A 20,696-nucleotide genomic window follows, 5' to 3' on the forward strand; every position below is an offset into this window, starting at 1 on the left:
CGAGAGCTCTACCGACGCCTCGAAACCCCACCCCAACCACTTGACGCGGCATAGGAGCGTCCGCGTGGCCCCAGGACATGTTGCCCCACTGCGCGCCCTCGGGGTTGTACTGGTAGAAGAGGTGCCACTCGCCCTCGTACCACACCAGTCCGTTGGGGTCGTTCATCCAGTTGCGCTCGGGGCTGAAATGGACCTGTGGTCGGTACGGCTCGTCCCTGGTCGCGGTCGACGCCCCGGCGGCACCCGGCACCAGCGCCACGAGAGTCGCGGCGGCCACGGCCAGCCATCGGCGAATCCTCATCCCGTCCTCCGTCCGTCCCGAGCGCCCGGCACCCGCTGCCGGTGCCGGGGGTCCGCCCGTGGCCGAAATCGTGTGGCTGCCTGACATCGATGTCAAGGGTTACGCCGGAGTTACGCCTCGGTTAGGAAAAACCATGCATCCACCCATTGACATACCTGTGGTACTCACTTGAAACTGCGCTGACATCGTTGTCATGAACGCTCCGGTTCCGCCGGGTGTCATCGAGGGAGAACACATGTTCCAGCGCATCGTCCGCCGCCGCGCGGCCCTGCTGGTCGCCGCCGCGGCAGCCACCAGCCTGGTCGTCACCGGGTGCGGCGACAGCTCGGGCGACGGCGGTTCGGGCAGCAAGACCGTCGCCGTCTCGCTGATCACCAAGAACTCCACCAACCCGTTCTTCGTCACCATGCAGCAGGGCGCGAAGAAGGCCGCCGACGCGGAGGGCGTGAAGCTGACCCTGGCCGCCGGCAAGGAGGACGGCGACGAGGCCGGCCAGGTGCAGGCCATCGAGGACGCGATCGCCCGGGGTGACGCGGGCATCCTCATCACCCCGAACGGCCCCGGCGTGAACCCGGCCATCAAGAAGGCCCGGGACGCCGGGCTCTACGTCATCGCGCTGGACACCCCGCCCGACCCGGCGAACACGGTGGACATCACCTTCGCCACCGACAACTTCAAGGCCGGCGAGCTGATCGGCAAGTGGACGGCGAACCAGCTCGCCGGCAAGCCCGCGACCATCGCCCTGCTGGACCTGTTCAACGACAAGGTGGTCTCGGTCGACTACGACCGCGACCAGGGCTTCCTGACCGGGATGGGCATCGCCACCGCCGACCGGAAGAAGAACGGCGACGAGGCGAAGACGGGCAGCTACTCGGGCGGCACCTACACGATCGCCTGCAACGAGCCGACCAACGGCGCCGAGGACGGCGGTCGTACTGCGATGGAGAACTGCCTGACCAGGAACCCGGACATCAACGTGGTCTACACCATCAACGAGCCGGCCGCGGTCGGTGCGCACAAGGCTCTTCAGGCGGCCGGAAAGACGCAGGGCGTGCTGGTCGTCTCCGTCGACGGTGGCTGCGACGGCGTCCGCCAGGTCAAGGACGGGATCATCGGCGCCACCTCCCAGCAGTATCCGCTGAAGATGGCCGAGCTCGGCGTGCAGGCGATCAAGAAGATCGCGAACGACGGGGAGAAGCCGAAGACCTCCGCGGGCCTCGACTTCTTCGACACCGGCGTCACCCTGGTCACCGACAAGGCGGCCACCGGCGTCGAGAGCATCACCAGCACCGACGGCGCGCAGCGCTGCTGGGGCTGAGCCACCATCGCCACGGCCGAGGAGCTCGGGACACCTGCGCCCCGGGCCCTCGACCGGGCGGTTCGTCCGCCACCGTCGACAACGGCAGGGAGCCCGCCGTGACCACCACGACACCACCGACCACCGCCGCGCAGCAGTTCGCCCTGCGCCGGCAGTCGCCACTGCAACGCGTCCAGCACCTGCTGCACGCGCATCCCGCGATCAGCCCGTTCCTCGTGCTGGTCGGATCGTTCGTCATCTTCTCCACGCTCAACCCGCGCTTCGCCTCGCCCAACTCGCTGTCGCTGGTGCTGCAGCAGGTGGCCGTCATCGGCGCGCTGGCCGTCGGGCAGACCCTGATCATCCTGACCGCCGGTATCGACCTGTCAGTCGGCGCGATCACGATCCTGGCCATGATGCTCTCGGCCAAGCTGGCCGAGGGGCAGGGACTGCCCGGCGTCCTCGCCATCGTCCTGGCCGTGGCGGTCGGCGCCGCCGCCGGAGCCCTCAACGGGACGCTGGTGACGCGGTTGAAGCTACCGCCGTTCATCGTCACGCTCGGCACGCTCAGCGTCTTCACCGCCATGGGGCTGCTCTACTCCGGCGGCCAGAGCGTCCAGGCCACCGACCTCCCGGCGGTGCTCAGCTGGACCGGTGAATCCTTCCCGCTGGGCCGGTTCCGGATCACCTTCGGCGTGGTCGCCGTCGTCATCCTCTACCTCGCGGTGGGCTTCGCCCTGGCCAAGACCGCCTGGGGCCGGCACGTCTACGCCGTGGGTGACGACAAGGAGGCCGCCCGGCTCGCCGGCATCCGGGTCGACCGGGTCCTGCTGAGTGTGTACGTCGTCGCCGGCGCCATCTACGGCGTCACCGCCTGGATCCTGATCGGACGTGCCGGTGCGGCCAGTCCCAACGCCATCACCGACGCCAACCTGGAGAGCATCACGGCCGTGGTCATCGGCGGCACCAGCCTCTTCGGCGGCCGGGGTGCGGTGCTGGGCACCTTGCTCGGCGCGCTGATCGTCGGCTTCTTCCGCAGTGGCCTCTCCCTCGCCGGGGTCGACGACCAGTACCGGGTACTGGCGGTCGGTCTGCTGGTGATCCTCGCCGTGGCCGTCGACCAGTGGATCAGGAAGGTGAGGTCATGACCGCCACCACGCACGTTCCCGCCAGCCGGCCGGACGCCCCCGACAGCGACCAGCGCTCCCCGGTGCTCTCGGCCCGCGGCCTGGTCAAGACGTTCGGCAAGGTCGTCGGGCTCGACGGAGTGGACCTCGACCTGTACCCGGGTGAGGTGCTCGCCGTCATCGGCGACAACGGCGCCGGCAAGTCGACGCTGATCAAATGCCTGACCGGCGCGCTGACCCCCGATGCCGGACACCTGTTCCTGGAGGGCAGGCCGGCGCAGTTCAAGCGGCCGCAGGACGCTCGTGACGCCGGTATCGAGACCGTCTACCAGACGTTGGCCGTGGCCCCGGCGCTGGACATCGCGAGCAACCTCTTCCTGGGTCGGGAGAAGCGTCGGCGCGGGGTGCTCGGTGCGGTGTTCCGGATGCTCGACCAGAAGGGCATGCGGCGCGAGGCCACGCAGGCCCTCGCCGACCTCGGGATCGGCACGCTGCAGAACGTGGCACAGGCGGTGGAGACCCTCTCCGGCGGTCAGCGGCAGGCGGTGGCGGTGGCGCGGGCGGCGGCCTTCGGCAGCAAGGTGATCGTGCTGGACGAGCCGACCGCCGCGCTGGGCGTCAAGGAGTCCAACCAGGTGCTGAGGATGATCGAGGAGGTCCGCTCGCGGGGCCTGCCGGTGATCCTCATCAGCCACAACATGCCGCACGTGTTCGAGGTCGCCGACCGCATCCACATCCAGCGGCTGGGCCGCTGCGCCGGGGTGGTCACCCCGAGGTCGCACACGATGCCGGAGGCGGTAGCGATCATGACCGGTGCGACCACCCTTGAGGAGACCCCGGGGCGGGCGGCCGGCTGAGCCGGTGGCAGAAGGGAACGGAATCCGACGGCGCCCCGGGAGGAAAGGAACATCGTGATCACGGTAGTGGGCGAGGCTCTGATGGACCTGATCGTGCAGACGGCCCGGGACGTGGTGGCACGTCCCGGGGGAAGCCCGGCGAACGTCGCCGTCGCGCTCGCCCGGCTGGGTCAGCCCACCACCCTGCTGACCCAGCTCGGGGACGACGCCCACGGGCGGACGCTGCGTGAGCACCTGAGCGGCAGCGGCGTACGGCTGGAACCCGCGTCGGTGTCCGACCTGCCGCGCACCAGCGTGGCCCGGACCCGGGTGGGCCTGGACGGACAGGCCGGCTACGACTTCGACATCACGTGGCGGTCCTTTCCGGACGGGGGGCTCACCGGCGCGGGCACCGCGAGTGTCTGCCTGCACACCGGCTCCCTCGCCGCCGTGCTGCAGCCGGGCGCCGACGACGTACTGGCGCTGGTGCGGAACCGGCGCGCCACCACCATGATCAGCTACGACCCGAACTGCCGGCCATCGCTGATGGGCGACCAGGTCACGGCGCGGCGGCGGGTCGAGGAGCTGGTGGCGGCGAGCGACATCGTGAAGGTGAGTCTGGAGGACCTGGCCTGGCTCTGTCCCGGCCGCCGGCACGAGCAGGTGGGACATGACTGGCTGGAGGCGGGTCCCTCCCTGGTGGTGGTCACCCAGGGCGACGGCGGGGCGTGGGCCGCCACCCGCCGGTGTGCGGTGCGGGTGGACGCGCTGCCGGTCGCCGTGGTGGACACCGTCGGGGCGGGCGACGCGTTCACGGCGGGGCTGCTGGCGGCGCTGGCGGAACGGGACCTGCTCGGCGCGGCGCGGCGGACGGCACTGCGCGCCGTCCGCCCCGACATCGTCGCGGCCGTGCTCCTGGAGGCGGCTCGGGTCGCCGCCTGGACCTGCGGCCGACGGGGCGCGGACCCGCCCACCCGGGCGGACCTGGCGGCCGACCGGTCCGCCGTCGCCGCATCCCCGGCCGTGGGCTGACCCGTTCCCGGAGCAGGGGCCGGCCGCCGTTCCGACGACCGGCGCGGGCCACCATAATGGACGCATGGTCGCTTGGGAGTACGCCCTGCTGGTCCGCCGCTACCAGGGGCAGGGACGCAATTTCCACGTCTCGTTCGTCTGGTACGGCCCGGACGGGTCGCGCACCGACATCACGGCGTACGGCGACACCGCGATCGCGCACCTCAACCGCGCCGGCCGGGAGGGCTGGGAGCTGGTCTCCGCCGGCGAGGACGTGAACAACGTGCAGGGCAGCACCGAGGTGCACCGCTACCACCTGAAGCGCCCGCTCGCCTGACCGGGCCTCGTTGCTAGCGTGGCCCCGGAGGCGGGAGCATCCGCCGGGGGAGGGGCAGCGGTGAGCAAGCGGTACGCCGTCGGCGTGGACTTCGGCACGCTGTCCGGCCGGGCGGTGGTGGTCGCCGTCGACGACGGCGCCGAGCTGGGCAGCGCGGTGCACCCGTACCGGCACGGGGTGCTCACCGACCGGCTGCCCGACGGCCCGCCGCTGCCCCCGGACTGGGCCCTGCAGGACCCGACCGACCACCTGGCGGTGCTGCGGATCGCGGTGCCCGCCGCGCTGGCCGCCGCCGGGGTCGACCCGCGCGACGTGGTCGGTGTCGGCGTGGACGCCACCTCCTGCACGGTGCTGCCGACGCTCGCCGACGGCACCCCGCTCTGCACGCTGCCCGGGCTGCGGGACCGGCCGCACGCCTGGCCCAAGCTGTGGAAGCACCACGCCGCCCAGCCCCAGGCCGACCGGATCAACGCCGTCGCCCGCGAGCGCGGCGAGACCTGGCTGGGCCGCTACGGCGGCCGGGTCTCGGCCGAGTGGCAGCTGGCCAAGGCGCTGGAGCTGCTGGAGGCCGACCCGGAGGTCTTCGACGCCGCGGAGCGCTGGATCGAGGCCGCCGACTGGATCGTGTGGCGGCTCTGCGGGCGCCAGACCCGCAACGTCTCCGCCGCCGGCTTCAAGGGGCTGCGCCAGGACGGCCGCGAGCCGTCCCCGGAGTTCCTGGCCGCGCTGCACCCGGCGCTGCCCGGGCTGCTGGCCAAGGTCGACGGGCCGTTGGCCGCGCTGGGCGCCCGGGCGGGGACGCTCACCGCCGAGGCGGCCGGCTGGACCGGCCTGCCGCAGGGTACGCCGGTGGCGGTCGGCGCCATCGACGCGCACGTCACCGCGGCGGCCGCCCGCTGCGTCGCGCCCGGGCGGATGCTCGCGGTGCTGGGCACCTCCACCTGCCTGATCATGAACGCGGACGACTGCCACGAGGTGCCCGGCGTGTGCGGGGTGGTCGACGGCGGGGTGAGCGCCGGCAGCTGGGGGTACGAGGCCGGGCAGAGCGGGGTGGGTGACATCTTCGCCTGGTACGTCGACCGGGCGCTGCCCGCGTCGTACGCCGAACAGGCGCGGCGGCGCGGCGTCAGCCCGTACGAGCTGCTGGACTCGCTCGCCGCCGAGCAGCCGGTCGGCGGGCACGGGCTGCTCGCGCTCGACTGGCACAGCGGCAACCGCTCGGTGCTGATGGACCACGAGCTGAGCGGGGTGCTGGTCGGCCTGACCCTGGCCACCCGGCCGGAGGAGATCTGGCGGGCGCTGCTGGAGGCGACCGCGTTCGGGGCGCGGACCGTGGTCGAGGCGTTCACCGCCGCCGGGGTGCCGGTGCGCGAGCTGACCGCCGCCGGTGGCCTCACCGGCAACCGGCTGCTGCTGCGGATCTACGCCGACGTGCTCGGCCGGCCGCTGCACGTGCTGGACGCGGCCCAGCCGGCGGCGCTGGGCGCGGCCATCCATGCGGCGGTGGCCGGCGGGGCGTACCCGCACGTGTCGACCGCCTCGGAGGCGATGGGTGCGCCGCACCGCGAGACGTTCCACCCGGACCCGGCCCGCGCCGCCGCCTACGACGAGCTGTACGCCGAGTACCGGGCCCTGCACGACCACTTCGGCCGGGGCGGCAGCGACGTCCTGCACCGCCTCCGCGCCCTCCGCAACCGCGCCCTGCGCGGCTGACCCGCCCGGCCCCGCCGGCCCCGCTTCGCATCGAGGTGGTTCAGATCCCCTCAGTTGCCCAGGTCAAAGGCCTTTTCCCGGGGCGGGAAACGACTAGCGGGGGCGGAAGCCCGGCGTCCGTACCGGCGTCAAGGTCGGCTTGACGCGACGCTCTGGCGCTTGATCAGCCCAGGCGTCAACATGGCCGGATGAGGAGTTCCCGAGACTTGGACTGGGAGGGCTGCCTCAGTGGTCCCCGCGCCCACCGGACCGGGCGCGTCCAGGCCTGACCGCTCACGATGCCTCTGCGCGACGTATGAAAGCCGGACTGGGTCGTTTGACTCATAGACCCCCGCCGGTCACCATGCTGCGCATGATCCACCAGCCAGATGATGAGCGCACTTGCGCAGTCGAAATGTCCTCCCGGCAGTGGCGCAGCGTGAACAGTGTCCTTGACAACGTGGTCAATGTCGAGGCCGAGAATGGCGACCCCGACGATCTCATAGCGGCGGGAACGCAGATTCTCCGAGAGGGCTGGCACCAGATCACTGGATGGACTGAAACAACAGCCTCCACGGGCTGGCCACACGACGATCAAGAGGTGACCGTGGCGCTTTCCGGCGCGCAATGGAGATACGTGATCTCCTGCCTAGACCGATGGCATGAAGTCACTGATGAGAAGTCTGCTGCCGAGCTATCCCTCATCCGGGAACTCGTGGTCAGCCAAGCAGAGGCTTGTCTGCCTGGACAGCTCTGAACTCGGCGCCCAATTCATCAGGCGACTCTGTCAACGGTGAGTGACCCGCCGGCCGGCGCGCTGGTGGTCGGCGACGAGAAGCGGTAGCCCGGGTTCTCGGAGCTATTCAGCCAGCCACGGGAGGTCGTGGCTGCGTCCCGCGGCGGTCGTGGACGCTACCCGTCCTACGAGATGCAGGCTTATGGCCAGACGAATGTAGGTCCTGCACGGGAGCCGGACCTGCTGGCCGCGTTCGTTGGTCAGCGCCTACCGACGCTCCTCTCATCCACGGCTACCGCTCGCAGCCCGACCGGACCACGATGCAGCCGGTTCGCATCGAGAGGGTCCGATCGCCGCGGACGCGGGGGTGCCGGGCGGAGCGGCGGTGGGCCGGCGCGCCGCGCCGGCCCACGCGCGCGGTCAGCCCAGGTCGACGGCGGGGTAGAGGGGGAAGCCGGTGAGCAGCTCGTTGGCCTGCTTGCTGATCTTGTCGGCCAGCGCCGGGTCGAGGACGTACTTGGCCTTGGACTCACCCGGCGTCGTCTGGCTGAGCACGGTGTGGATCAGCTCGGCGGTGGCGTCCATCTCGGCGACGCCGAGGCCCCGGGTGGTCAGCGCCGGGGTACCGATCCGGATGCCCGAGGTGTACCAGGCGCCGTTCGGGTCCTGCGGCACCGCGTTGCGGTTGGTGACGATGCCGGAGTCCAGCAGCGCCTGCTCGGCCTGCCGGCCGGTCAGGCCGTAGCCGGAGACGTCGAGCAGCACCAGGTGGTTGTCGGTGCCGCCGGTGACCAGCTTCGTGCCCCGGCGCACCAGGCCCTCGGCGAGCGCCTGGGCGTTGTCGACGATGCGCTGGGCGTAGTCGGCGAAGTCGGGGCGGCGGGCCTCGGCCAGGGCGACGGCCTTGGCCGCCATCACGTGCGGCAGCGGACCGCCGAGCACCATCGGGCAGCCCCGGTCCACCTGGTCGGCCAGCTCCGGGCCGCAGAGCACCATGCCGCCGCGCGGGCCGCGCAGCGACTTGTGGGTGGTGGTGGTGACGATGTGCGCGTGCGGCACCGGGTCGAAGTCGCCGGTGAAGACCTTGCCCGCGACCAGTCCGGCGAAGTGCGCCATGTCGACCATGAAGGTGGCGCCGACCGAGTCGGCGATCTCCCGCATGATCCGGAAGTTCACCTTCCGCGGGTACGCCGAGTAGCCCGCGACCAGGATCAGCGGCTTGAACTCCCGCGCCGCCTCGGCCACCCGGTCGTAGTCGATCAGGCCGGTGGCCGGGTCGGTGCCGTAGCTGCGCTGGTCGAACATCTTGCCGGAGATGTTCGGCCGGAAGCCGTGGGTGAGGTGGCCGCCGGCGTCCAGCGACATGCCGAGCATCCGCTGGTTGCCCAGCTCCCGGCGCAGCGCGAACCAGTCCGCCTCGGTGAGGTCGTTGACCTGGCGTACCTGGGCCTTCTTCAGCGCCGGCGACTCCACCCGGTCGGCCAGGATCGCCCAGAACGCCACCAGGTTGGCGTCGATGCCGGAGTGCGGCTGCACGTACGCGTGCGCGGCGCCGAACAGCTCCTTGGCGTGCTCGGCGGCGAGCGCCTCGACGGTGTCGACGTTCTGGCAGCCGGCGTAGAAGCGGCGGCCGACGGTGCCCTCGGCGTACTTGTCGCTGAACCAGTTGCCCATGGCCAGCAGGGTGGCCGGGGAGGCGTAGTTCTCGCTGGCGATCAGCTTGAGCGACTCGCGCTGGTCGGCCAGCTCGGCGCCGATGGCGTCGGCCACCCGGGGCTCGACGGCGCGGATCACCTCGAGCGCGCTGCGGAAAGCGGTGGATTCGGCGTTCAGCGACATGCGACCTCCTACAGACGTGCGGAAGGCCCAGGCGCTCGGCGTGCGTCCTCATGACGGGACCGCTTCCCGATGGTGCTCCATCCCCACGCGCCAGTCACGGCCCGCGCCGATCCTACCGGGTCGCCGGGGCGGGGCCCGCCCGACCTCGCCGGACGGGGGTGGACCGGCTCAAGTCCGAGCAGCACCGGAAGATGGCCGAGCCGGGCTCGGCCGACTGAGCCCGCCGTCGCGCGGCCCCACGCCTGCGGCGCGGTCTGCGTACGATCGGCGGATGCCATCCGAGGACGCCGGCGGCAGCCTGGTCGCCATCAGCGACCTGCACGTCGGGTACGCGGAGAACCGGGCGCTGGTCGAGGCGTTGCGCCCGGCCTCTCCCCGCGACTGGCTGATCGTCGCCGGGGACGTGGGCGACACCGCCGCCGACGTCGAGTGGGCGCTGGGCCTGCTGGCCGAGCGGTTCGACACGGTGGTGTGGGCGCCCGGCAACCACGAGCTGTGGACCCCGCAGGGCGACCCGGTCACCCTGCGGGGCGTGGCCCGCTACCAGCACCTGGTGCGACGGTGCCGGGAGCTGGGCGTGCTCACCCCGGAGGACCCGTACCCGGTGTGGCGGGGGGCGGGCGGGCCGGTGCTGGTGGCGCCGCTGTTCCTGCTCTACGACTACAGCTGGCGGCCGGAGGGTTTCGACACCCGGGAGGCCGCCCTGGCCGAGGCGTACCGGACGGGGATCGTCTGCACCGACGAGTTCCTGCTGCACCCCGACCCGTACCCGACCCGGCACGAGTGGTCCGCGGCCCGGGTCGCCGAGACCGCCCGCCGCCTCGCCGAGCGCGATCCGGCCCTGCCGACCGTGCTGGTCAACCACTGGCCGCTGGTGCGGGAACCGACCCGGGTGCTGCGCTACCCGATCTTCGCCCAGTGGTGCGGCACCGAGGCCACCGCCGACTGGCACCGCCGCTTCGACGCCGCCGCCGTGGTCTACGGGCACCTGCACATCCCCCGGACCACCTGGCACGACGGGGTCCGCTTCGAGGAGGTCTCGGTGGGCTACCCCCGGGAGTGGCGGCGCCGGGGCGTACCCCCGGGGCGGGTGCGGCGGATCCTGCCGGCGCCGGACGGGGTGCCGCCGACCGCCTGGTGACGTGCGTCGGGGCCCGGCCGACGGCCGGGCCCCGGGCGCGAGTGGCGCTCAGGCGGTGACCGCGTCGACGGCCTTCTTGATCGCCTTGGGGGCGGTGGGGGTACGCGGCGCGTCCTTGCGCATCGCGATCATCCGCTCACCGATCTCCTGGAGCTGGTTGCGGCCGAGGGCCTCGCGCACCTTCGGGAACCACTCCTGCTCCTCCTCCTCGACGTGGTGCTCGACGTTCTCGATCAGCACCGTGGTCTTGGCGACGAAGCGCTCGTCGGAGGCGTCCATCGCGGCCAGCTCCGCGCAGAGCAGGTCGGCGACGTGGTGCTCCTCGTACGACTCGAGGATGTCGTCCTCCAGGTCGGGCAGGAGCTTGCGGACCTCCGGGTACATCACCTCGTTCTCCAGGTAGGTGTGCACCGTCAGGGCTTCCAGGATCTGGTTCACCAGCTGCTGGCGCTTGCTGGCCGGGCCCTCCTCGGCCTTCTGGAACTCCTTGAAGAGGCGGCGCATCTCCTTGTGGTCCTCTTTGAGCAGGACGATGGCATCGGTGGACACCGGCAGACCTCCTTGGTTCGACTGACGTCTGCCCCGGTACCCCGAGGGTGAGCTGCGAAAACGGATGGGGCCCGGCGTGTTGCGCCGGGCCCCACCACTGGTCGTGCCGTGCTGCTACTTCACCGCGTTGTACGCGTTGACCATGCCGGCGCCGTAGAAGCCGTTGCGCTCGCCGCCGGAGCAGGTCGCGTCGTAGGCGTGCGGGCCGGCCGGGTGCAGCGGAGCCGGGTTGTAGACGCCCTCCGGGCAGGACTGCGCCACCGACGTACGCTTTAGGAACGCCGCCAGCTGACCCGGGCTCATGCCCGGGTGCGCCGACGCCGCCAGCGCCGCCACGCCGGTGGCGTGCGGGCCGGACATCGAGGTGCCCTGCTTGTAGCCATAGCCGTTGGTCTTCGTCGCCGTGTTGAAGGTGGTCGACAGAATCCCGTCGGTGGAGGTCGGCGTGACACCCTGCGTGCGGTAGCGGGTGTCGCCACCCGGCGCCGTCACGTCGATGACACCCTGGCCGTACGAGGAGTAGAAGCTCTTCGCCCCGGTCCGGCCGACCGCCGAGACGGTCACCACACCCGGCACCTCGGCCGGCAGGTCGAGGCAGGCGTTGGTGAGGCCCTCGCGCTCCTCCGGCGTCCCGTTGTTCGGGCTGCCGAAGTCGTCGAGCTTGTGCGCGAGGTCGTAGTTGGAGTTACCCGCGGACGCCACGTTCAGCACGCCCTTGCTCTGCGAGTAACGGATGGCCCGCTGGACCGCCTGCCACACCGGACGCTGGCGTGCGTCGTTGCGGCAGTTCAGCTCCCACGGGTCGATGAAGTAGCTGTTGTTGGTCAGCTGGAACCCGTGCTCGGCGGCCCAGATGAACCCGCAGACCGCGGCCTCCGGGTAGATGTAGCCGTCGTCGTTGACCACCTTCACCGCGGCGAGCTTGACGCCCGGCGCGATGCCCGCCACGCCGACGCCGTTGACGGCGGCGGCGATGGTGCCGGCCACGTGGGTGCCGTGGTCGGAGGTGGTCGGGTTCCAGGCCGCCTCGGCCGTGTCCACCGTGCCGCCGAGGCAGGACGTGCTCTTGTCCTTGGCGATCTGGGTGGCCAGGTCGGGGTGGCTGGAGGAGATGCCGCTGTCCAGCACGCCCACCACCACGCCGGAGTTGCCGGCGTTGACGGCGTGGGCCTGCGGGAGGCCGATCATCGGCATGTCCCACTGCTGACCGTAGAGGGGCTCCTTGGTCGGGTCGGCGGTGATGTTCGCCGCCTCGGCCGCGGAGACCTCGACGGTCTCGCTGTCTTCGAGCGCGGTGCCCAGGCCGGCGGTGGAGGCGACCGACTCGACGCCCGCACCCGCCACGTCGGTGGCGAACTCGGGGTTGGTCGAGCGGACGACGAGCACGCCGATCTGGTCGTACGTGGCCACCACGGTGCCCTTGGCCGCGGCCACCCGGGCCGCCGCCTTCCCGGTGGTGGCGCCCTGCGGGGCCAGGACCAGGAACGTGGTGTCCGGGCCGGCGGCCGTCGCCGGGGCCAGCCCGCCGGTGACGGCGAGGCCGACACCGAGGGTCACGGCGGACGCGGCAGCCAGTGTCTTGCGACGAAGGTTCTTCACACAGACTCCCAGGGGCTGTTTCCAGCCGGTACGCCCCCTGGTGGGGAGCGGCCGGCGGGAAGAGGGCGGGATGCCCGCTTCCGAACCAACAGCGTAGGAGCGCGGTGTGTCGTTACACACATCCGTTCGGTCGGTCGCTGACCGTCATACGGTGGCCAGGGTGTGCGGGATCTCGTCCAGCAGCTCCCGGGCGAGGAAGCCGATCCGCCCGAACCGGGGAACCAGCCGCTGGCCGCTGACCGCGTGCGCCCACGCGGCCCAGCAGGCGCCCTGCGCCGGCGTCGCCCCCCGGGACAGCAGCCCGGCCAGCAGCCCGGAGCGGACGTCGCCGCTGCCCGAGGTGCCCAGGCCCGCGTCGCCGCTCTCCTCCCGCCAGCACTCGCCGGCGGGGGTGGCGATGTGCCCGTAGAGCGAGACCACCGCGTCGTACCGGCGGGCCAGCTCGCGCGCCTCGGCGTCCAGGTCGTGGCCGGGCTCGCGGCCCAGCAGGTGCCGCGCCTCGGTCACGTTGGGGGTGAGCACCACCGGCCGGCCCGCGCCGACCAGCAGGTCCGGCTGGTGGCTGAGCGCGCCCAGCGCGTACGCGTCCAGCACCAGCGGCGTCTCCGGCGCGGCGGCGTCCAGGACCAGGCGCAGCAGGGCCCGGGTCTCGTCGATGTCGTTGAGGCCGGGACCGACCGCCACCACGTCGGCCTGCCCGACCAACTCGCCGAGCCGGTCGCCCGGATCGCCGGCGACCGCCCCGTCCCCGGTCTCCGGCAGGCCGATCACCAGCGCCTCCGGCACCTGGATGCTCAGCGCGGCGGCGGTCGACTCGGCGGCGGCCAACTGGAGCACCCCGGCGCCGGCGCGCAGCGCGGCCACGCCGGCCAGCAGCACCGCGCCGGGGGTGAAGCGGGAACCCCCGACCACCAGCACGGTGCCCCGGTGCTCCTTGCCGCCGGTGGGCACCGGCAGCGCCCAGTCGCGCAGCAGCGCCGGGGTGATCACCCGCGTCTCAGACCGGTTCGGCATGGACCTCGTCCTCCCTGGTCGGTCGGGCGCCCTGCCGGCGCAGGTGCGTCACGTCGTTGAAGGTGTCCAGGACGAGGCGGCCCTCGGGGTCGGCCGACCAGCCGGTCACCGAGCAGTTGGCGATCACGTGCTCCCGGGTGAGCGCCATCAGCTCCGCCTCGGTCAGCCCGTCCACCAGGTAGCGGAGCATGAAGACCAGCGCGTCGTGGCCGAACAGCAGCACCCGCTGTCCCTCGTGGTCGCGGCGCAGGTCGCCCAGGAGCGCCCGCAGCCGCAGCGCCAGGTCGGTCCAGGACTCGCCGCCCGGCGGGCGGTAGTAGAACTTGCCGAGCCGGCGGCGGCGGGCGGCCTCCTCGGGGAAGCGGCGCTGCACGCCGTGCCCGGTCAGGCCGTCGAGGATGCCCAGTTCCCGGTCGCGCAGCCGCTCGTCCCGGCTGGCCGGGATGCCGGTGCCGGCCAGCGCCAGCTCGGCCGTGCGCACCGCCCGCAGGTACGGCGAGACCACCGCCACGTCGGGCCGGCGTTCGGCCGGCAGGCCGGCGAGCCAGCGGGCGGTGGCCCGGGCCTGCTCCTCGCCGGTGTCCGACAGCGGCACGTCGGCGTCCCGGTGGGTCAGGTCGATCAGCTCGGCGCCGGACGTCTCCGCGGCCGTCGCGGCGATGTTCGCCGTGCTCTCGCCGTGCCGGACGATCCAGAGGGCTGCCAGTTCCGCCATGCGGCCACCCGTACCCGAGCGGGCCGCCCGGTAACCGTTCCGGCCGGCGCTCAGCTCCCGGCGGGCCTGCGGCGTGAACGGGCCGAGGCCGGGTAAGCGCTGGCCTGGTCGGAAACCGAGACAGGGGAGGTACGCCGTGGCGACCATGACGGAACAGAAGAGCCCGGTGAAGGACAAGAACTACGACCTGATCCACGTCCTGCAGATGTCGCTGGACAACATCTACCGGATGGACACCTACATCGGGGACGCGGAGCAGCGGGGCGATTCGGAACTGGCCACCTGGTTCCGCAAGATCCAGGAGAACAATCGCAAGGCGGGTGACCAGGCCAAGCAGATGCTCATGACGCGGATGCAGCAGGAAGGGCGCTGACACCCGCGCTGCCGGGGCGGGACGCGGCAGTCTCGTCGCGTCCGGCCCCGGCAGCCCGCGACACTCAGGACACCCGGACGGCGTAAATGCCCCGGCCGAAGGTCCCCGCCACGAGGCGGTGGTGGGTGCCGTCGTACTCGATGTCGTCGACCGGGACCAACGGCAGGCCCCGGCCCTGGCGCAGCCAGACCCCGCCGCCGGTCGGGCTGACGAACACGCCCTGGTCGGTGCCGACGTAGAGGGTCAGCCCCGTGCCGATGGCCAGGTCGTTGACCGGCGCCTTCGGCAGGGTGCCGCTGAGGTCGTGGAAGTGCCGGCCCCCGTCGAGTGAGCCGAGCAGGTACGGCCGCTGGGAGCCCGACCGGTACGCGGACAGCGTCACGTACACCCGGTCGGCCCGCCCTGGGTCGACCACGACCCGGGTGACCCACGGCTGCCCGGAGAGCAGCAGCTGCCAGGAGCCGCCCAGGTCCCGGGTCACCCAGACCCGCCCGTCGTCGGTGCCGACGTAGACGGTCCGGCCGTCCCCGGCCGGGGCGACCGTGGTGATGGTGCCGTAGTTGGTGTAGATCGGGTCGCGGCCCGGTCCGCCGGTCAGGTCGCCGCTGATCGCCGTCCAGGTCCGGCCGCCGTCGGTCGACCGGTTGAGCACGTTGGCGCCGTAGTACAGCACCGCCGGGTCGCGCGGGTCGAAGACCACCGGGGTGAACCAGTTGCGCCGGGCGGCGGTGACCCGGTTGCCGAAGTACGTCATCGTCTCGCCGCCGTCGGTCGAGAAGAAACAGTTGCCGTACTGGTAGCAGGCGTAGACGTTCTCCTTGTCGGTCGGGTTGATCAGGTTCTCCTCGCCGTCCCCGCCGAGGTACTCGTTGAAGGCCGGGCCGCCCCACGAGCGCAGCGAGCCGTTGTCCTGGGTGCCGCCGGAGATCCGGCTGACGTCCTGCGGCGTGATCGCCACGCTGTAGAACTGGGTGTACGGCTCGTGGGTGGCCTTCACCCAGCCGCCGTCCCCGTCGGCGTCCGAGCGGTACGTCCCACCGTCGTTGCCGAGGTAGACCCGCTGCGGACGGCGCGGATCCCAGATCATCGCGTGGTGGTCGACGTGGGTGGAGCTGCTGTCCGCCGTCCAGGTCCGCCCGCCGTCCTTGGTGGTCAGCAGCGGCACGCCCGCGACGTGCACGTGCTGCGGCTCGTCCGGGTCGACCCAGACCTTGCCGAACCACCAGCCGAAGGTGGACTGCGAGGTGGTCAGCTCCGGGGTGTCCGGCAGCCGGGTCCAGGCGTCGCCGCCGTCGCTGCTGCCGTAGAAGCCGGCGAACGGGCCGGCGGTGGAGTTGACGATCGCGTAGAGCAGGTCCGGGTCGGAGACGGACTGGCCCAGGCCGATCCGGCCCACCTCCGGCCCGGCCGCCGGCAGCCCACCCGCCAGGCGGGCCCAGGTCGCACCGCCGTCGAGGGAGCGGTAGACCCCTGAGCCGACACCGCCGTAGGTGCGCAGGTCCGGCGTGCGGCGGTGGTCCCAGAGCACGGCGTAGAGCCGATCGGCGTCGCGCGGGTCGATCAGCACCTCGGTCGCGCCGGTGAACTCGTTGGCCCCGGCGAGGATCCGCTGCCAGGTCGTACCGCCGTCGGTGGAGCGGTAGACGCCCCGGTCGCCGCCGCCGTTGTAGAGCGAACCGGCGGCGGCGACGAAGATCCGCTTCGGGTCGGCCGGGTCGACGGTGATCGCGCCGATCGCGCCCGAGTCGCGCAGGCCCAGCGACCGCCAGGTCCGGCCGCCGTCGCGGGAGGCGTACAGGCCGGTGCCCTCGTAGGTGACGCTGCCGCCACCCGGATTGACCTCGCCGGTGCCGGCGTACAGGGTGCCGTCCGGGCCGGTCGCCACCGCGCCCATCGCCTGGGTCCAGCCGTCCGGCCAGGCCGGCTCGAAGCGGTTGCCGGCGTCCCGGCTCACCCAGACCCCGCCGCTGGCGGCGGCGGCGTAGACGGTGTCGGGGCGGTGCGGGTCCAGCGCGAGCGAGGTGATCCGGCCGCCGATGTTGGTCGGTCCGACCGAGGTCCACCGGCCGCCGACCGTGGGCAGCCGGGCCCCTTCCTTCGCGGCCGTGTCGTAGGCGTGCCGGGGCAGCGCCTCGCCGCGCACGGTCTTCTGCAGGTAGCGGTACTCGGCGGGGGCGGAGGGTCCGCGCACCGGCCGGTACTCGTCCTCGGGACGCGGCGGTGAGGCGCCGGCGCCGGTGGGGGAGAGGGCCACGGTGCCGCCGGAGAGCAGCGTCGCGGCCAGGATCAGGGAGAGGGTACGTCGTCGTGCCACGGAGGTCCCTTCGCCGGTGGAGGGAGGGTCGACGGTCCCGCCGAACGTTACGAAGACGGATGTCGATGGTCAACCCTCCGGCGTCACCGAAGGTGATCGGGTCGACACCGGACACTAGGCAGGGAGCGCATCGATGGGGTGGAATGGCCTGACCTGCCGTACCCCGTCGGAAGGACCACGATGACGCCTGCCCGCAGCCGGGCACTGGCCGCCGCCACCCTCACGGCGCTCCTGCTCACGGCCGCACCCGCCGCCCCCACCCACGCCGCGCCTGCCCGGCCGGCCACCCCACCGCACATCGCCGGCGACCACACCGTGCCGGTCTACTCCTACGCCGACGCCGTCCGGGAGAGCATCCAGGTCGAGGCACCGACCGACGCCGACGGCGACGGCATGCGGGACCGGGTCATGGTCGACCTGGTCCGGCCCCGGGAGGCGGCGCAGGCCGGCATCCGGGTGCCGGTCATCATGGACGCCTCGCCCTACTACCACTGCTGCGGCCGGGGCAACGAGAGCGAACGCAAGACGTACGACGCGAACGGCGTGATCGCCAAGGCGCCGCTCTTCTACGACAACTGGTTCGTCCCCCGCGGGTACGCGTTCGTCGCGGTCGACCTCAGCGGCACCGCCCGCGCCACCGGGTGCGAGGACGTCGGCGGCCGGGCCGAGGTGGCCGGGGCGAAGGCGGTGGTGGACTGGCTGAACGGCCGGGCCCGCGGCTTCACGCTGGACGGCGAGCCGGTCACCGCGTCGTGGAGCACCGGCCGGGTGGGCATGATCGGCAAGTCCTGGGACGGCTCGGTCGCCAACGGCGTGGCGGCCACCGGCGTCCGGGGCCTGGAGACCATCGTGCCGATCTCCGCGATCTCCAGTTGGTACGACTACCAGCGGTACCGGGGCCTGCTGCGGGCGTCGGACTATCCCGCCTACCTGCACCAGGTGGTCAACGGCCGGCCCGCCGAGGCGTGCGCCGCCGTGCTCGCCCGGCTGCGCGCCGACAGCGCGGAGGACACCGGCGACTACAACGCCTACTGGGCGGAGCGGGACTACCGCCGCGCGGCCGAGCAGGTCCGGGCGAGCGTGCTGGTCGCGCACGGCGTCAACGACCTGAACGTCACCACCGGCCAGTTCGCCCGCTGGTGGGACGCGCTCGCCGACCGGCGGGTGCCGCGGAAGCTCTGGCTCTACCAGGCCGGGCACGAGGATCCGTTCGACGTACGCCGGGCCGAGTGGGTCGCCACCCTGCACCGCTGGTTCGACTACTGGCTGCAGGGCCTGCCCAACGGGGTCATGCGGGAGCCCCGGGCCACCCTGGAGACCGCCCCCGGGGTGTGGACCGAGCAGCGCGACTGGCCGGCCCCGGGCACCCGGAACGTCCCCGTGGTCCTGGGCGCCGGCGACGGCACGACCGGCACCCTCGGCGGTCCTGGCGCCCGGCCCGGCGTGGTCCGGGCGTACACCGACGAGTCGCTGACCGAGCCGCAGGTGGTCACCGAGCCGACGACCGCCCGCGCCGGACGGTTGGTGTTCCTCTCCGGCGCGCTGACCGCGCCGCTGCGGATCTCCGGGACGCCGTCGGTGCGCCTGCGGATCAGGGTCGACCGGCCGACCACCGCGCTGAGCGCCCGACTCGTCGGCTACGGCACCGCGGAACGGATCCAGTACCGCAGCTCGGAGGGGGTTCGGACGCTGGTCACCCAGTCGTGCTGGGGGGAGTCCACCGTGGCCGACGACGCCTGCTACCGGGACACGGCGGAGATCACCGCGGTCACCGACCACGGCGTCCTCACCCGCGGCTGGCTCGACGCGGCGCACCACCGGTCCCTGCGGTTCACCAGCCCGCTGCGCCCGGACCGCTGGTACACGGTCACCCTGCCGCTCAACGCGTACGACGCGGTGCTGCCGGCCGGCCACGTGCTCGGTCTCGTCCTCGCCCAGAGCGACCCGGGCTTCACCGAGACCGACGACCGGGACGCCACCGTCTCGGTGGACCTCGGGCGCAGCACGCTGACCCTGCCCGTCACCGGCGGCGCCACCCTGCCGCCGGTCACCGACGTGCCCGACGTGGTCGCGGCTCCCGCCGTCCCGTCGGCCGGCCGCGCCGCCCCGCCCGACAACCGTCAGCTGCCGGACCGCTCCTGACGGCGGGTGTCGACCGGCCCGCCGCCGCCGTCCGGGGCAGCGACGGGCCGATCGACCGGGAAGGATGCCAATCGGTCGACCACGACGGGAGGGGTGACGCCGGAGGACGGTGGTCAAGGGGCTGGGCGAGGCGCTGGTGCTCATCGTGATCGCGGTGGCGGTCGCCGCCGTCGGAGTGGGGATCTGGGTGGCGGTCAGCGGTGGGGACTTCCTCCACCGACTGGGCATCGCGCTGGTGGTGGTCGGCCTCCTGCTGGCGGTCACCGGAGACCTCACCCTGAGCCGGATCGGCATGCTGGACGCCCGGTCGACGTTCGGGCTGGCGCCGGAGCGGGAGGACGCCGGCGGTGGGCGGGTGCTCACCGGGATCGGCATCTCGCTGTTCGTCTCCGTTCCGCTCGTCGTGGTGGGCATCCTGCTGATCGTCTGACCGCTCCGGCGGCCGCCGGTCACGGCGGCGGCCCGGCGAGCCGCTACCCTGCGCTCATGGACGGCGTGGCGGACGGCGAACGGCTGGCGGCGTCGCTCGGGCGGGCCCTCGACCGGCTCACCTTCGTCGACCTGAGCACGGACGCGGTGACGGCGCGGATCATCGAATCCGCGGTCGCCTGGGCGGCTGAGCAGGGCTGGCGGGTCTACCGCCGGGCGCCGAGCGTGCTGCCCCTGCCGCCGCCGCTGTCGGGCCAGCAGTCGGTGCTCGACGTCGCCTGCGCCCGGCCGGACGGGCCGCCTGTGGTCATCGAGGTCGACCACACCGATCGGCGTCGTACCTGGGAAAAGCTGGCGGCGGAGGCGGCGGCCGGCCGCGTCGCGATCTGGGTGCGCTGGGGACCGGGGCGGTTCGGTACCGCGCCCGCGCCGATCCATCAGGTGACCTGCGAGGTCTCCCGCCGCGCCGGGCCCGCAGGGGCGGGCCGGCTGCACAGCCGGGCACCGGGCGGCGACCGGCCGCCACCCGCGCACTCCGAGCGGGCTGCCGGCAGCACCGCCGTGCTGCTGCCGCTGCCGTCGCTGGACGACGAGACGCCGTGACCCGGCGCTACTCGAACCGGGAGGGGTCGCCGGCACCGCGCCGGACGATCTCCGCCTCGCCCTCCGAGAAGTCGATCACCGTCGTGGGCAGGGTGCCGCACTCGCCGGAGTCGATCACCGCGTCGACCACGTGGTCGAGCCGCTCCTTGATCTCCCAGCCCTGCGTCATCGGTTCGGTGTCGCCGGGCATCAGCAGGGTGCTCGACACCAGCGGCTCGCCCAGCTCGGCCAGCAACGCCTGCGCCACGACGTGATCGGGGATGCGGACCCCCACGGTCTTCTTCTTCGGGTGCAGCAACCGGCGCGGCACCTCCTTCGTCGCCGGCAGGATGAACGTGTAGCTGCCCGGGGTCGCCGCCTTCAGCGACCGGAACAGGGCGTTGTTGATCTGGACGAACTGGCCGAGCTGCGCGAAGTCCCGGCACACCAGGGTGAAGTGGTGCCGGCTGTCGAGCTGGCGGATGTCCCGGATGCGGTCGATGCCCTCCCGGTTGCCCAGCTGACAGCCGAGCGCGAAGCACGAGTCCGTCGGGTAGGCGATCAGTCCGTTGCCGCGGACGACGTCCACCACCCGGCTGATCGTCCGTGGTTGCGGGTTGTCCGGGTGCACGTCGAGGTACGTCGCCATGGCGGAAGCCTAG

The 20,696-nt window shown here is 72.7% G+C and carries 19 protein-coding genes, 1 pseudogene and 1 riboswitch; of the genes and pseudogenes, 12 read left to right on the top strand and 8 right to left on the bottom strand.

Features of this window, described 5'->3' with window-relative positions:
• A pseudogene (locus tag V6U89_RS27255) lies at positions 1 to 301 on the bottom strand (hypothetical protein); the annotation flags it as partial.
• 235 nt (positions 302 to 536) lie between these two features.
• On the opposite strand from V6U89_RS27255, the gene V6U89_RS27260 reads away from it, so the two are divergent.
• The 7 genes from V6U89_RS27260 (at position 537) to V6U89_RS27290 (ending at position 7,358) form a co-directional block, all read left to right on the top strand.
• Positions 537 to 1,619 (top strand): substrate-binding domain-containing protein, encoded by a 1,083-nt coding sequence (locus V6U89_RS27260; RefSeq protein ID WP_334575082.1) that lies wholly within the window; start codon positions 537 to 539, stop codon positions 1,617 to 1,619.
• Between the two features lie 98 nt (positions 1,620 to 1,717).
• A complete protein-coding gene (locus V6U89_RS27265; RefSeq protein ID WP_334575087.1) occupies positions 1,718 to 2,746 on the top strand; it encodes an ABC transporter permease in 1,029 nt (342 codons plus the stop codon).
• Positions 2,743 to 3,582 (top strand): ATP-binding cassette domain-containing protein, encoded by an 840-nt coding sequence (locus tag V6U89_RS27270; RefSeq protein ID WP_334575091.1) that lies wholly within the window; start codon positions 2,743 to 2,745, stop codon positions 3,580 to 3,582. The genes V6U89_RS27265 and V6U89_RS27270 overlap by 4 nt, the downstream gene beginning before the upstream one ends.
• 54 nt (positions 3,583 to 3,636) lie before the next feature.
• A complete protein-coding gene (locus V6U89_RS27275; RefSeq protein WP_334575095.1) occupies positions 3,637 to 4,593 on the top strand; it encodes a carbohydrate kinase family protein in 957 nt (318 codons plus the stop codon).
• A 64-nt stretch (positions 4,594 to 4,657) separates the two neighbouring features.
• The gene (locus V6U89_RS27280) at positions 4,658 to 4,909 is read left to right on the top strand and encodes a hypothetical protein (protein ID WP_130337177.1); all 252 of its coding nucleotides are present in this window, start codon (positions 4,658 to 4,660) and stop codon (positions 4,907 to 4,909) included.
• A gap of 60 nt (positions 4,910 to 4,969) precedes the next feature.
• Positions 4,970 to 6,622: a ribulokinase gene (araB, locus tag V6U89_RS27285; RefSeq protein WP_334575104.1), complete on the top strand. Its 1,653-nt coding sequence runs from the start codon at positions 4,970 to 4,972 to the stop codon at positions 6,620 to 6,622.
• 352 nt (positions 6,623 to 6,974) lie between these two features.
• Positions 6,975 to 7,358, top strand: a complete 384-nt coding sequence (locus V6U89_RS27290; RefSeq protein ID WP_334575109.1) for a hypothetical protein — start codon at positions 6,975 to 6,977, stop codon at positions 7,356 to 7,358.
• A 399-nt stretch (positions 7,359 to 7,757) separates the two neighbouring features.
• On the opposite strand, the gene V6U89_RS27295 is transcribed toward V6U89_RS27290, so the two are convergent.
• Positions 7,758 to 9,176, bottom strand: coding sequence for a glycine hydroxymethyltransferase (locus tag V6U89_RS27295; protein WP_334575114.1), 1,419 nt, complete (start codon positions 9,174 to 9,176; stop codon positions 7,758 to 7,760).
• A gap of 18 nt (positions 9,177 to 9,194) precedes the next feature.
• Positions 9,195 to 9,284, bottom strand: a riboswitch (ZMP/ZTP riboswitch).
• 163 nt (positions 9,285 to 9,447) lie between these two features.
• On the opposite strand from V6U89_RS27295, the gene V6U89_RS27300 reads away from it, so the two are divergent.
• The gene (locus V6U89_RS27300; protein WP_334575118.1) at positions 9,448 to 10,317 is read left to right on the top strand and encodes a metallophosphoesterase family protein; all 870 of its coding nucleotides are present in this window, start codon (positions 9,448 to 9,450) and stop codon (positions 10,315 to 10,317) included.
• A 48-nt stretch (positions 10,318 to 10,365) separates the two neighbouring features.
• Here the strand turns inward: V6U89_RS27300 and V6U89_RS27305 are convergent, their stop codons facing one another.
• From V6U89_RS27305 to V6U89_RS27320, 4 genes are all read right to left on the bottom strand, one after another.
• On the bottom strand, positions 10,366 to 10,866 hold the full coding sequence (locus V6U89_RS27305) for a hemerythrin domain-containing protein (RefSeq protein ID WP_179805259.1): 501 nt from the start codon (positions 10,864 to 10,866) through the stop codon (positions 10,366 to 10,368).
• A 114-nt stretch (positions 10,867 to 10,980) separates the two neighbouring features.
• Entirely contained in the window at positions 10,981 to 12,465 is a 1,485-nt protein-coding gene (locus tag V6U89_RS27310; RefSeq protein ID WP_334575121.1) for a S8 family peptidase, read from the bottom strand.
• Positions 12,466 to 12,609: 144 nt separating this feature from the next.
• A complete protein-coding gene (locus V6U89_RS27315) occupies positions 12,610 to 13,479 on the bottom strand; it encodes an NAD(P)H-hydrate dehydratase (RefSeq protein WP_280836664.1) in 870 nt (289 codons plus the stop codon).
• Complete coding sequence (locus tag V6U89_RS27320; RefSeq protein ID WP_334575127.1) at positions 13,463 to 14,194, bottom strand: histidine phosphatase family protein; 732 nt, start codon at positions 14,192 to 14,194, stop codon at positions 13,463 to 13,465. The genes V6U89_RS27315 and V6U89_RS27320 overlap by 17 nt, the downstream gene beginning before the upstream one ends.
• A gap of 145 nt (positions 14,195 to 14,339) precedes the next feature.
• Between V6U89_RS27320 and V6U89_RS27325 the strand changes: the two genes are divergently transcribed.
• The gene (locus tag V6U89_RS27325; RefSeq protein ID WP_334575252.1) at positions 14,340 to 14,567 is read left to right on the top strand and encodes a hypothetical protein; all 228 of its coding nucleotides are present in this window, start codon (positions 14,340 to 14,342) and stop codon (positions 14,565 to 14,567) included.
• Positions 14,568 to 14,631: 64 nt separating this feature from the next.
• Here V6U89_RS27325 and V6U89_RS27330 read toward each other — a convergent pair whose 3' ends face one another.
• Positions 14,632 to 16,881, bottom strand: coding sequence for a WD40/YVTN/BNR-like repeat-containing protein (locus tag V6U89_RS27330; protein ID WP_334575130.1), 2,250 nt, complete (start codon positions 16,879 to 16,881; stop codon positions 14,632 to 14,634).
• 180 nt (positions 16,882 to 17,061) lie between these two features.
• On the opposite strand from V6U89_RS27330, the gene V6U89_RS27335 reads away from it, so the two are divergent.
• From V6U89_RS27335 to V6U89_RS27345, 3 genes are all read left to right on the top strand, one after another.
• Positions 17,062 to 19,023: a Xaa-Pro dipeptidyl-peptidase gene (locus V6U89_RS27335; protein WP_334575136.1), complete on the top strand. Its 1,962-nt coding sequence runs from the start codon at positions 17,062 to 17,064 to the stop codon at positions 19,021 to 19,023.
• Between the two features lie 109 nt (positions 19,024 to 19,132).
• Entirely contained in the window at positions 19,133 to 19,453 is a 321-nt protein-coding gene (locus V6U89_RS27340) for a hypothetical protein (protein ID WP_334575139.1), read from the top strand.
• Positions 19,454 to 19,509: 56 nt separating this feature from the next.
• Positions 19,510 to 20,055, top strand: a complete 546-nt coding sequence (locus V6U89_RS27345) for a hypothetical protein (protein WP_334575143.1) — start codon at positions 19,510 to 19,512, stop codon at positions 20,053 to 20,055.
• A 7-nt stretch (positions 20,056 to 20,062) separates the two neighbouring features.
• Here V6U89_RS27345 and V6U89_RS27350 read toward each other — a convergent pair whose 3' ends face one another.
• Positions 20,063 to 20,683, bottom strand: a complete 621-nt coding sequence (locus V6U89_RS27350; protein ID WP_334575149.1) for an L-threonylcarbamoyladenylate synthase — start codon at positions 20,681 to 20,683, stop codon at positions 20,063 to 20,065.
• Positions 20,684 to 20,696: the final 13 nt, after the last annotated feature.

Origin of the sequence: Micromonospora sp. CPCC 206171, assembly GCF_036906755.1 — a bacterium.
Lineage (GTDB): Bacteria > Actinomycetota > Actinomycetes > Mycobacteriales > Micromonosporaceae > Micromonospora > Micromonospora purpureochromogenes.